The 12,340-nt window shown below is 71.8% G+C and carries 10 protein-coding genes; 7 read left to right on the forward strand and 3 right to left on the reverse strand.

All coding sequences use genetic code 11. From position 1 onward, the window contains the following. The first annotated feature begins 437 nt into the window (after positions 1-437). The 3 genes from IEY37_RS16745 to IEY37_RS16755 are packed head-to-tail and all read left to right on the forward strand — an operon-like array spanning position 438 to position 2,583. On the forward strand, positions 438-1,460 hold the full coding sequence (locus tag IEY37_RS16745) for a nucleotidyltransferase domain-containing protein (RefSeq protein WP_188943613.1): 1,023 nt from the start codon (positions 438-440) through the stop codon (positions 1,458-1,460). Further along, a complete protein-coding gene (locus tag IEY37_RS16750; protein WP_188943799.1) occupies positions 1,445-1,966 on the forward strand; it encodes a hypothetical protein in 522 nt (173 codons plus the stop codon). Before IEY37_RS16745 ends, IEY37_RS16750 begins: the two co-directional genes overlap by 16 nt. 44 nt (positions 1,967-2,010) lie before the next feature. After that, the gene (locus IEY37_RS16755) at positions 2,011-2,583 is read left to right on the forward strand and encodes a hypothetical protein (RefSeq protein WP_188943616.1); all 573 of its coding nucleotides are present in this window, start codon (positions 2,011-2,013) and stop codon (positions 2,581-2,583) included. A 910-nt stretch (positions 2,584-3,493) separates the two neighbouring features. Here IEY37_RS16755 and IEY37_RS16760 read toward each other — a convergent pair. From IEY37_RS16760 to IEY37_RS16770, 3 genes are all read right to left on the reverse strand, one after another. Further along, on the reverse strand, positions 3,494-4,762 hold the full coding sequence (locus IEY37_RS16760; protein ID WP_229674539.1) for a DUF2254 domain-containing protein: 1,269 nt from the start codon (positions 4,760-4,762) through the stop codon (positions 3,494-3,496). After that, a complete protein-coding gene (locus IEY37_RS22860; RefSeq protein ID WP_373298374.1) occupies positions 4,747-5,415 on the reverse strand; it encodes a DJ-1/PfpI family protein in 669 nt (222 codons plus the stop codon). The genes IEY37_RS16760 and IEY37_RS22860 overlap by 16 nt, the downstream gene beginning before the upstream one ends. Before the next feature lie 86 nt (positions 5,416-5,501). Further along, complete coding sequence (locus tag IEY37_RS16770; RefSeq protein WP_188943620.1) at positions 5,502-6,656, reverse strand: glutathione-independent formaldehyde dehydrogenase; 1,155 nt, start codon at positions 6,654-6,656, stop codon at positions 5,502-5,504. Between the two features lie 193 nt (positions 6,657-6,849). On the opposite strand from IEY37_RS16770, the gene IEY37_RS16775 reads away from it, so the two are divergent. From IEY37_RS16775 to IEY37_RS16790, 4 genes are all read left to right on the forward strand, one after another. Continuing rightward, a complete protein-coding gene (locus tag IEY37_RS16775) occupies positions 6,850-7,803 on the forward strand; it encodes an SRPBCC family protein (protein WP_188943622.1) in 954 nt (317 codons plus the stop codon). Then, positions 7,800-8,975 (forward strand): zinc-dependent alcohol dehydrogenase, encoded by a 1,176-nt coding sequence (locus tag IEY37_RS16780; protein ID WP_188943624.1) that lies wholly within the window; start codon positions 7,800-7,802, stop codon positions 8,973-8,975. The genes IEY37_RS16775 and IEY37_RS16780 overlap by 4 nt, the downstream gene beginning before the upstream one ends. Before the next feature lie 169 nt (positions 8,976-9,144). Further along, complete coding sequence (locus tag IEY37_RS16785) at positions 9,145-10,152, forward strand: helix-turn-helix transcriptional regulator (RefSeq protein WP_188943626.1); 1,008 nt, start codon at positions 9,145-9,147, stop codon at positions 10,150-10,152. A gap of 440 nt (positions 10,153-10,592) precedes the next feature. After that, a complete protein-coding gene (locus IEY37_RS16790) occupies positions 10,593-12,272 on the forward strand; it encodes a DUF885 domain-containing protein (protein ID WP_188943628.1) in 1,680 nt (559 codons plus the stop codon). Positions 12,273-12,340 lie beyond the last annotated feature (68 nt).

The following is a 12,340-nucleotide window of genomic DNA, read 5'->3' on the forward strand; positions in this document are numbered from 1 at the left end:
TTCCCCAACCCCGCAGATCACACCGTGTCGCTACACAACCTCAACCAACCTCCCTGGGCAGTACAGCTAGCGCTGTGCTAAGCAGCGGCTCGGCGTCGCCGGCGGCGAAGTCGGCCGCAGCGAGCGTGCTCGCGCAGACGGGTACCCGGGACCAGACCGGGGCACGAGCTGCGTCGAACGCCGCCCGCACGCTGTCGTCGCCAACCGCGACGAAAGCGCAGCGGTCGGCGGCCGGCAGCGCGCTGTCGCAGACGCCGTCCCGGAAGAGCCGCTAGCTCCTCCGTCGTCGCCGTCGGGACCGCCGGCCAGGACCTGCGCCGCAGGCTGGCGGTCCCCACGGTCGTCCGAGTCACTCGCGTGCCGTCATGCCGCGCGAGGTTCGCCGTGCCCCAGGTCGTGTTCTCGGCCTGCCCCACCTCACAGAAAGGGTCACTGCCGTGACCGCAGCACCCAAGAGCGTCGCGTCCGCGTTCGAGACGTTCAACAGCAACATCAGCCTCAATCCCGCCGACAGAGCCCGCGCTGAGCACCGACATCGCGACGTGGCGTCGGTGCTCGCCGATGCGCGTCTCGCGGCCAGCACGTTTCTCCAGGGCAGCTTCGCCCGCAAGACGATGCGCAAGCCGCTCAAGGACGTCGACATCGTCGTCGTGCTGCCCGCGGAGATGGAGCCGCGCTGGAGGACTGCGAGCGGGGCGCGCACCGTCCACGAGCTTTTCAAGGAACCCTTGCGTCGCCGCTACGGGGCGAAGATGAGCTTCGATCAGACCGCGCAAGCCGGCAAGGCGCTCCAGCTGTGTTTCGACGACGTCGACTTTACCATCGACCTGGTCGCCGCGTTCGACACGGGCGACCCTAATTGGGTCGACATCGCCAACCGCCACGAAGGCCTGTGGGAGCCGTCGAACATCCGCCAGCTGGTCCGTGTCGTCGCGGAGCGGAACCAGGCCACCGATGGGCGGTTCATCCACCAGGTGCGAATGGTCAAGGAGGCAGTCGCGCAGGACGACCGGCTGGATGGGCTCTGCGGCTTGGCGACCGAGTCGCTGACCTACGCCGCCGTCACGCAGAAGATGCCGCACTTACGGGCGGTGGCCGCCACCCTGCGGTACGCGGCCACGGCCGTTGCCGGCCAGGTGCTCGACCCGACCGGCGTCGATGACCTGTCGGCGAAGTGGACGCCGCAGCAGCGAGCTGCGTGGGCTTACGCGTTGGACGTCGCCGCACGCAGGGCCGAGGAGGCGCTGCGCCTGGAGCGGGACGGGCAGTTCACGGATGCGATCGCGACCTGGTCGGCACTGCTCGGCGAGGACTTCCCGGACGCGCCCGCCGGGCAGAGCGCCGCGGACATGATCGCGGCCATGGCATCCGGCGGGACCGTCACCTCGACCGGCCGGGTCACCTCGTCGGTCCACGGGGCCGGCGGCGGCCGCCCGGTGCGGGCATGGCGTACCCGCTGAGCGCGGTGCTCGCCGAACCTGGCACGGCGGCGCGCAACATCGAACACGACGGCATCGTGTTCGGCGTGCGCGCCGCCACCGGGCGCGCGACCCCCTATGGAGCCGCCATCCTCGAGCTGACGATGGAGCCGCAGGAGGCGTTGCGGGCCGAGGGCTACCAGCCCGAACGGGTCCGTGTCGTGGTGCTCCCTGACGAGCGCACCTTCGCCTACGTGCTGTCCGGGCGCGGGCGGCAGTTTAAGCACCGCAACCCCGCGCCGAGCCGCAGCCTGTGCTTGTTCTACGACAAGGACGACCCGGCGCTGCGATGGCTGCCGTCCGACGGGCTGGCCGAGTACCTCACCATCGTGCGCAGGCACCTGGTGTTCGAGGAGGTGTGGCGGCGCACCGGTAGCTGGCCGTGCGAGGACACGCCGCACGGCTCCGCGCCGCAGGGCGGCGCGCATCCGGTGTGCACCCCGCAGATGCGAGCTCTCGCGCGGGACTGGGCACGGTGGGCGGCATGAGCGCGCTGGTCCTCGCCTCCGGGTCCTCCTCCGGTGCGCTCACGGTGACCGTCGTGACGGCGGTCCTCGGCTCGAGCGTTGTCGCCGGGCTGCTGACCGCCTTCCTGACCGGCCTGCGCGGCTTGGCCACGGCGCGGCGTGACCAGTACGCGGCTGCCATCGAATCCCTCGTCGCGTGGGCGGAGTACCCGTACCGGGTCCGTCGCCGGGTCGATGACGCGCCGGAGACGCTGAGCCGGCTGGCCGGCCTGGGGAGTGACCTCCAGGAAAGCGTCTCGCGGCACCGCGCGTGGGTCGGGGCGGAGAGCCCGGCAGTTGGTGAGGAACTCGGAAGGGCCATCGAGGCCCTCCGGTCGCGGATCGGGCCGGCTATCGCTGAGGCGTGGCGTTCGGGTCCGGTGACCTCGGCGGCCGAGATGATCGTGGCGCCGTTCGGGCCGGGTGACCTGAGTCCGGGACTGGACCGGCTCCACTCGGCGATCAAGTGGCGCTTTGGGCTGCGGCGCGTCGTCCCGAACTGGTTCGTCCGCTGGCGGCTGACCTCGGCAGGACAGCTGACCCTGCCGCCGAGCCCCGGCCCGGCTCCGTCAACCGCGCCCAGTGGCGGTCCTGTCTGACGTCGTCGGCAAAGTCGCTCGCCGGCGCCACGTGCGTGGAGCTTCGCCCACGTGGCGCCGTCAGCCCCGCCGACCACCGTCACCAACGTCATGACCAAGTACAGCTAGAACGCAAGCTCGAACGGTACGAAGCCGAGGCCCACAAGTTCCGTAGTAGTGACCGGGGTACCGGGCAGTGGCGCGCTCACCTGGCTCACGGCTGCGCTCGACGCCAGCGGATAGGTCGTTCGTCAGGAACGCGCTCGAGCTGGCCGTGGCCTTCCGGTCCGGCCGAGGTGTTGTGCGCGTTCTGCTGCCGGAGCCCCAGTGACCGCGCCACCTCAGATGCGGAGAGTCCGTGGACGCTGTCGAATCCACCGAGCGCCAAGACGGCCTGCTGGCGAGGCCCGAAGCGCCGGGAGAGGATCGGACCCGACGCGGTGATGACTCCGCCTCCTTCGCAGCGTCAAGGGCGGCGGGCGGTTCCGGAACGTCGGCGGAGTGGATGTCCCGGAGTGGCGTGCTGAGCGTGGCGGCTACCCGGGACAGCCCCGCGAGCGCCTCGGCCCACCCGAGGCGCAGCGCTTCCTCGTCCTTCGGCCGATTCACTAAGTTCACCAGAGTGCCGTCGGCGACTGAGGCGAGCCCAGCAAGTCTGCAAGTCGTGTCCGGTTAGTTCTCGGACGGACATTCGGATGACCGTTGCCAGCTGAGGTCGACGCCGAGGGATGTCACCGGACCGCTCACCGGTGGCACTCCCCGGTGGCCACCATCACCGCAGTGGCCCGGAGATCCGGCGGCCTCGACGTGTCCCCGCCGAGGCGGGGAGGGGCCTCGTGTGGCGGGGCTCGGCCGCAGACGGTCCGGCGGCGACGGATGCTCGTCCGTCGGACGCGGACGCGGACGGACCCTGCTCGTCACGACGATGGCGTCACCGGTCGACGGTGACGTCCGTGCCTGCGCCCAGGCCCTGGACATCCGGAACGAGCCGGATCGCCTCGTCATCGACGCGGTCGAGCAGCCGGGCACGCTGCCGCTCCAGTGGTGCGCGGCGCTCCGCCGGCGCGACGGCGACGAGGTCGTCGAGCGCGGCAAGCAGGCGGCGCGCGACGAGTGGCGACGATTTCGACAGCTCGACGAGCTCGTCGAACGCGATCGCGACGTAGCCGTGCCATGCCACCTCGCGGGTGACGAGCCGCAGCACACCGTCCGCATCGTGGTGGAGCCCGTCCGGCAGCCGTCGCACGCACAGCTGTCGCAGTGCGTCGTGCAGCCGATCGATGGCCTGCACGGCAGTGACCGGGTCGTCGTACGGACTGGAAGCGATGCCGCGCTCGGCGATGTCGACGAGCTTTCGGAGCCCGTAGGACGCGTCACCGATGTGGCTGCGCTCGTTGTCCAGCAGGACTGCGCGGCGCACCAGGCGCCGATCGGGCGCGGTGCCCTTCCGGCTGCGGAGGAGCGGGGCGTCGCGAGGCACGAAGTCTCCCATCCTCACCAGCATCTCGAAGCAGTCGTCCCCGCGCCTGGCCGCATCCACCAGAGCGGCGGAGTCCACGACGACGACCACCCCCGCATCCCCGGACACCACCGTCGCGCTGTCCTGGAGCACCGGGTGCTCGACCGCGAACAGTCGGTCGATCTCCGCGCGCAGATTGTCCCCCACCAGGTCGATGAGCCCGGCGACCCGGAGCGACTGGCCCGCGACATGCACGTACCGGACCAGCGCGACCAGGCTGGCGAGCAGCAGCAGGTATGCGGCCGCGACCGTCACGGTCGGAACCTGGTGGCCGGGGTCCGCCTGGTCGTCGACCTTCGCGACGGTGACCATGCAGAACAGGAATGTCGCGGCGAACAAGCCGTGCGCCAACTGGCTGCGCCGGTCGGCCAGCAGCGCACGGACGATGCGGGGGGAGAACTGCTGCATCGCCAGCTGGACGCCGAGCGTCATCACGGTCAGCACGATGGTCGTGAGGGTGAGCATCGCCGACGCCGCGGTGCTCAGGACGGTCTGTACCGCGGTCGGCGTCCCGAGCACCGAGGTCGGGAGCAGGTCGTAGCCCACCGCGCCGTCCACGACGAGCAGGACGGCTGCCGCCACGGCGCCGGCGGCGATACAGGCCATCGGGACCAGCCACAGACTGTTGGCCCGCCAGCGGTGCTCCAGCGTCGGCCGTCGCGAGATCACGGCCGTGGCCACCGCGGGTCGGCAGCCCGACCCGTCCTGCCGCGGATGCCGCTCGATCCCGCCGACCCGCAACCCGCCGCTGTCGCCGGCCGCGGCGGAGAAGGGCGCCGGCAGCTGGGTCGTAGCGTCCCACCTGCGGCCGGCCCCGACCCGGTGGTGCACACCGGGCGACGGCCACTGCCGCCGCTGACGGCCGGATGCCGGCCCGGGCGCGGTATCCCGACGACTGCGCCCGTGGTGACCAGGCCCGTGCGGCCGCCGGGCCAGGACATCAGCCGGCCCTCGCGGACCGGGTCGGCTCCCATCGGGGTCCGCCGTCCGTGACACATTGAAGCGACCGGCTTCCGGGCGACGAGGTCGCGCACGGAGCGCACCACGGCGGGCTTCCCGCGCGGCCGGCCGGTGTCGACCGTGCAGCCCGGCAGCACCACCGCGTCGACGTCGACCGGCGACACGTCGATCGAGCCGTCGACGGCGCAGGTGTCGGCGCCCTCCGGATCCGGGTCATCAGGCGAGATGTGGCCCGGGTGGATCGAGAAGAACGGCGTCCCGGTCCCGACCCCGTCGAGCGCGCGGCGCGGCTGCACCCGCTCCACCCGCGCCCTCCGCTGCACCCGGTCGGCGGCCAGGAGTGCGGCCTGTCGCCCGGTCAGCCCGCCGGCCACGTCAGCCCGCCGGCCATGTCAGTTCGCCGGCCCGGTCAGCCCGCCGGCCACGTCAGCCCGCCGGCCACGTCAGCCCGCCGGCCACGTCAGGCACCGGCCATCGCCGGCTTGAGGACGACCTTGGTCCAGCCGTCGTCGCGGGCGTCGAAGTGCTGGTAGGCCTCCGGTGCCTGGTCGAGGGGCAGCTCGTGGCTGACGATGAAGGACGGTTCGGCTCTGCCGGCGGCGATGAGGTCGCGCAGCTGTCGGTTGTACCGCTTGATCGGTGCCTGGCCGCTGCCGATGTGCTGGCCCTTGAACCAGAACATGCCGAAGTCGAAGGCAACCTGGCCGTTGCGGGCGAGTTCGTCGGAGGCGCCGGGGTCCTGGGGCACGAACACGCCGATCGCGCCGATCCGCCCGGTGAACCGCACTGAGTTCACCAGCTTGTTGAGGGTGTCGTTGGGGTGTTCGTTGCCGTCGGGGTCGTGCGCCTGGTAGCCGACGCACTCGCAGCCGTTGTCGGCGCCCAGGCCCATGGTCTGGTCGAGGACGGCCTGGACGGGGTCGACCTTGGAGTCGTCGATGGCGATGGCGCCGATGGATTCGGCCAGCCGGAGCCGGTCGGGGTGCCGGTCGACGACCATCACCTTGCCGGCGCCGCGGAGGGTGGCAGACAGGGCGGCCATCAGCCCGACGGGTCCGGCGCCGTAGATGACGGTCTGGTCGCCGGGTGAGACGCCGGCCAGCTCGGTGGCGTGGTAGCCGGTGGGGAAGATGTCGGCCAGCATCACGTAGTCGCTGGCCCGCTCGTCGGCGTCCTCACCCAGGCGCAGGCAGTTGAAATCGCCCCACGGCACCCGCAGCAGCTCGGCCTGCCCGCCGGGCCAGGGACCCATGTCGGCGAAACCGTAAGCGGCGCCTGCCATGTGCGGTTCCGGTTGAGCGGTCAGGCAGTAGTTGGTCAGTCCGCGCTCGCAGTTCTTGCAGTGTCCGCAGGCCACGTTGAACGGCAGCACGACCCGGTCGCCGACCTGCACCTTGTCCACGCCGTCGCCGACCTCGACGACCTCGCCCATGTTCTCGTGCCCGAACCACCGACCTGGCTCGAAATCGGTCCGACCCTCGTACATGTGCAGATCCGAGCCGCAGATGTTCGTGGTCGTGATCCGCACCAACACATCCGTCGGCCGCTCGACCCGGGCATCCGGCACCTCCTGCACACTCACCCGACGCGGGCCCTCGTACACGACAGCTTTCACGGTGTGCCTCCTGGCGGAACGGTGAGGAGCGCGCCGGCCGAGCGCGGCGCGACGGACCGGTCGGACGACGGCTCCGGCCACCGCCCCACGCTGCTCCTCGGCGCGCCGCTGCGGAATCGGTCGTTCTGCCGATGGTGGCGGGCGTCGGGCGCCTGTTGGCTCACGTGGAACGGCCGCAGTGGAGGAGGCACGGATGATCAACGGCACCGTCACGGTGCACCCGCGGGCCGACTCCTCGCTCCGGCACGATCCTGTGACCCGCGGTCTCGGCTGGGTCAGTGCGGCACTGGGAGTCGTGCAACTCCTCGCACCCGCAAGGTTCGCCCGGAACCTGGGAGTGGGCGACGCGCCCCGTCACCGCCTGACCAGCACCCTGGTCGGGATCCGGGAGCTGGGCGTCGCGGGCGGGCTGCTGGGTCTGCCGCACCCGGCGTGGCTGTGGGCCAGGGTCGGCGGCGACGCCATGGACCTGAGCTTGCTGGTGCGGGCGCTGCACGACCACGACGGCCGCGGCCTGTCCCGCACGGTTGCCGGTACCGCCGCCACCGTCGCCATCACGCTGACCGACCTGTACGCAGCAGTCACCCGTACGACGAGGAGGACGTCGATGGAACTGAGATCGACCACCACGGTGACCGGGACCCCGGACGAGGTCTACCGGTTCTGGAGCCGGCTCGATCGGCTGCCGACCTTCATGGCGCACCTCGAGGACGTCCGCATGACCGGTGAACGCCGGAGCCACTGGCGCGCGGCCGCCCCCTTCGGTCGCGACGTCGAGTGGGACGCCGAGACGACCCAGGACGTACCGGGGGAGCGCATTGCCTGGCGGTCACTGGACGGTGCCGACGTCCCGAACTCGGGCGAGGTGCGCTTCGTGCCCGCGCCCGGGGGACGCGGCACGGAACTGCACGTCACCCTGACCTACGACCTCCCCGGTGGTGCCGTCGGCAAGGCGGTGACCAAGTACTTCGGCGAGGAGCCCGCCCAACAGCTCGACGACGACCTGCGCCGGTTCAAGCAGGTCTTCGAGGTCGGCGAGGTCGTGCGCAGCGACGGCGCGCCCCACGGCAAGCGGGCCCGCAAGGAATTCCCGCAGCATCCCGCCCGCCCGCTCGACGACGACGAACGCAAGGAGGTCCTGGCGTGAAGGCGAACTGCTGGATCAGCCCGAACACCGTCGAGGTCACCGACGTCCCGGATCCCACGATCCTGAACAGCCGGGACGCGATCGTGAGGATCAGCTCGACGGCCATCTGCGGCTCCGACCTGCACCTGCTCGACGGCTACGTGCCGACGATGCAGAAGGGCGACGTCCTCGGGCACGAGTTCATGGGGGAGGTGGTCGAGGTCGGCCCGGGCGTCGATCGGGACAAGCTGCGGGTCGGCGACCGCGTGGTGGTCCCGTTCCCGATCGGCTGCGGCGCCTGTTCCGCCTGCCGGAACGAACTCTGGTCCTGCTGCGAGAACACCAACCCCAACGCCGGCGTCGCGGAGAAGATGTTCGGCCACCCGGTGGCCGGCATCTACGGCTACTCGCACCTGACCGGCGGCTTCGCCGGCGGGCAGGCCGAGTACGCCCGCGTGGTGCTCGCCGACGTCAACCCGTTGAAGATCGAGTCCGACCTCACCGACGAGCAGGTGCTGTTCCTCTCCGACATCCTGCCCACCGGCTACATGGGTGCGGACATGTGCGAGATCACCGACGGCGACGTGGTGGCGGTGTGGGGTGCCGGGCCGGTGGGTCAGTTCGCGATGGACAGCGCCCGGGTGCTGGGTGCGGCCATGGTGATCGCCATCGACGACGTCCCGTACCGGCTGGAGATGGCCGCGTCCCAGGGCTACCGCACGATCGACTTCTCCGACACGGACGTCCGGTCGGCGCTGCTGGAGCTGACCGGCGGCCGCGGCCCGGACAAGTGCATCGACGCGGTCGGTCTCGAGGCGACCCACGGCGCGGCTCACGTCGAGCTCTACGACCGCGTCAAGCAGGCCGTCCGGTCCGAGACCGACCGGCCGCACGCGCTGCGACAGGCGATCACCTCCTGCCGCAGTGGGGGCATCGTCTCGGTCATCGGCGTCTACGGAGGCTTCGTCGACAAGTTTCCGGCCGGCTCGTGGATGAACCGGTCGGTGACCTTGAAGACCGGACAGTGCCACGTCCAGCGGTACATGCGCCCGCTGCTCGAACGGATCGAGGCAGGTCAGCTCGACCCCACCCGGGTGATCACCCACCGATTGCCGCTCGTCGAGGCCCCGCGCGGCTACGACATCTTCAAGCACAAGCAGGACCGGTGCGAGAAGGTGGTTCTCAAGCCGTGACCCGGGCAGCGACGACGACCATTCCCGGTGCCGGGTCGAAGGACTGCCCGCTCCACTCGTCGGCCTCCACACGGCAGGACGCCCCGTCCGGGGTCTACCATCCCCAGCGCGGGGTCAGCGACGGCGAACAGACGACCAGTTCCGCTGCGCCCCTGCACCGGGAGCCTCGATGGGCGATGTGCGTGCCCTTGAACTGGCCGAGATCGCAGCCTCGGCGGGGACGTTGCGTGAGCGGGCCGAGGAGATGCTGGACCGGCTGGGTCGTCTGACGCCGTTCGACGCCGCCTGGATGGCGCTGACCGAACCGCTCGGCACCGGGTACCGGTCCCTGGCATCGATCGCCCTCGACGAGGTGACCGACCGTTTCCTCGGCGGGCCGACGATGGCGGACGACATCGACAGGACGCGGACGAACCGTCCCGGGCCTCCGCTCAGTCCGTCCGACCTGCCGTTCCCCGCCGCGGAGTTGGTCACCTGGGCCGAGTGCCTGGTCCCCGCCGGTTTCCAGCAGGCCCTCGCGGTGGCGCTGTACACCTCCGACCGTCGCCACGTCGGCTTCCTGACGCTGCTCTCCAGCTCCGCCCGGCCCCCGTCGCCGGCCAGCCGGCAAGTACTGCAGGACCTGACGCCCGTCCTCGCCCGCGCCATCGACCCCCTGCGGTCCCTGGCCATCTCCGCCCGACTGCTGAACGGCGCGACCGCCGGTGCGGCGCTCTGTCGTGACGGGAGCCACTGCCTGCTCCCGGGACTCCGGCAGGACGAGCTCCTGGTCGACGGCTCGCCGGTCACCGAAGTGGCGCGGGCGTACCTGGCCGACGGTCAGGTCTTCGCCTCCTTCCTGTGGCCGTCCAGGGATCGCCAGGCGCCCGACAGCCATGTCCGGGTGACTGTCCTGGCCGCGTCCGGGGACACCCCGGCGGGCCTCATGGGCGCCGTCGTGCTGAGCCGGGCGATGGACGTGCACGGCCTGACGCCCCGTGAACTGGTCGTACTCGGGTTGGTGATCGAAGGGCGGTCCAACCAACAGATCGCACATGCCCTGGTGGTGACGCCGCGGACCGTGGCCACCCACCTCGAGCACATCCTGGTCAAGCTCGACGCGCCGACCCGGACGCTCGCCGCCGTGCGGGCTCATGCCCAGGGCCTGTACGTCCCCTCGTACCCCGCCGCTTCCTGACCGGCGTCCCCACCGTCCCGGGCAGGCACCCAGCGTCGTCGCTGTCGCAGCGAACGGTCCGACACGCCGCACCGCTATCCGTCCGCCAGCCGGCCGAGCGCTGCGTCGCGGGGCCGGCACGTCTGTCGGGTCGTGCCGACCGGCCGCCCCACGGCGACGCGCGACGCCGGCGATGGCAGGCTGGAGGTGGACCACCCGGTGGCCTGCCGACGACATTGCTGCCGGCCGCGTCCGTCGCCGCTGGTACCGCCGGGCCCCGAGCTGAGGAGATGTCATGGGTGCGCTGATGAGGGTGATCGAGCGGCTGGTGTCGATGCTGGCCCGCCGCAGGGTGCGCCGGGACGAGACGGGCGGCGGCCGCCGCCGCTGACCGCGCGGAACGCGAGGGAGCGTGGGGATCGGCTCCCGGTCACGCCGGCTCCCGGCGGTACGGTCGGCCCATGGGTTCCCCGTCGACGTCGACCGAGATCACCGCCATCTCCGATCAGCTGGTCGCGGACATGGCGGCGGCGAGCCCGATCCTCGCCACCTACGTGGGCGTGCGCGGTCACGACCACGTGCTCGACGACCTGTCGCCCGCGGGGCTGGAGCGCAACCACCAGATCGCCGTCGACGCGCGTCGCCGGTTCCAGGACGCCGTCGCGGTCGACGAGCGGGACGAGGTCGCCCGGGCCGTCGCCGTCGAGCGTCTCGAGGTGGAGATCGACCGGTACGAGTCCGGGTGGGCGCACGCCACCCTCAACGTGATCGAGTCGCCGGTCCAGCTCGTCCGGCAGATCTTCGACCTGATGCCGACCGACACGGCCGAGGACCGCGAGGCCATTGCGGCCCGCCTCACCGCCGTCCCCGCGGCCCTGGCCGGCTACCGGACGTCACTGGCTCTCGCTGCCGATCGCGGCCAGGTGTCCGCGGTCCGGCAGATCGACAAGGCGGCGGAGCAGTGCCGCGTCTTCGCCGGACGGGACGGCGGCGGCTTCTTCACCGAACTGGTCGCCGGGATGGGCCAGGAGGGGACGCTCGGCGAGCGGCTGCGATCCGGTGCGGACGCCGCCGCCGCCGCCTACGCCGACCTGGCCGTGTTCCTCGTCCGCGAATTGCGCGGCGTCGCCCCGGAGCGCGACGCGGTCGGCCGCGAGCGCTACGTGCTGGCCTCCCGCGAGTTCCTCGGCGCCACGGTCAATCTCGAGGAGACCTACCGGTGGGGGTGGGACGAGTTCCTATCGCTGGAGCGGGAACTCACCGAGGTCGCTCACCGGATCACCTCCGGCGAGGGGCCGGTGCGGGCGGCCGAGGTGCTCGACGCGGACCCGTCCTACCGGGTCGAGGGCACCGACGGGCTCGCCGCGTGGATGCAGCAGCTGTCCGACCAGGCGATCGACGAGCTCGGTCGTTCCCACTTCGAAATCCCCGAGCCCATCCGGACCCTGGAATGCCGGATCGCACCGCCGGGCGGCGGGGTCGGGGCGTACTACACCGGTCCCAGTGACGACTTCTCCCGCCCCGGCCGGATGTGGTGGTCGGTCGAACCCGGCCGGACGACCTTCCCGACGTGGCGGGAGGCGACGATCGTCTACCACGAGGGCGTGCCCGGCCACCACCTGCAGGTGGCCACGGCGGTGCACGAGCGCGGGCTCACGGACTTCCAGCGGCTGCTCGCCGGCACGTCCGGGCACGCCGAGGGCTGGGCGCTGTACGCCGAGCGGCTGGTGCGCGAGCTCGGCTACCTCGAGGACGACGGGCGTCTGCTCGGGCTGCTCGATTCGCAGCTGTTCCGCGCGGCGCGCGTCGTCGTGGACATCGGGATGCACCTGGAACTGCCGATCCCTGCGGGCACCGGCTTCCACGAGGGCGAGCGCTGGACGCCGGCGCTCGGCCTGGAGTTCCTGCTCACCCGGACCCTGACGGACCCGGCGCACGTCCGCGACGAGGTGGACCGCTACCTCGGCTGGCCGGGCCAGGCGCCCAGCTACAAGGTGGGGGAGCGGGTCTGGCTCACCGGTCGTGAGGACGCGCGCCGCCGGCACGGCTCCGCGTTCGACCTCAAGGACTTCCACACCCGCGCCCTGCGGCTCGGCGGCATGGGCCTCGACCCGCTCGCCGCCGCGCTCGGCCGGCTGTAGCCGCCGCGGCGGAGGGCGCAGTCACGGCCGCTCCGGCGCGTGCGGGCACACCCGCCGGTCGGCCGGCG

The organism is Nakamurella endophytica, assembly GCF_014646215.1.
Lineage (GTDB): Bacteria > Actinomycetota > Actinomycetes > Mycobacteriales > Nakamurellaceae > Nakamurella > Nakamurella endophytica.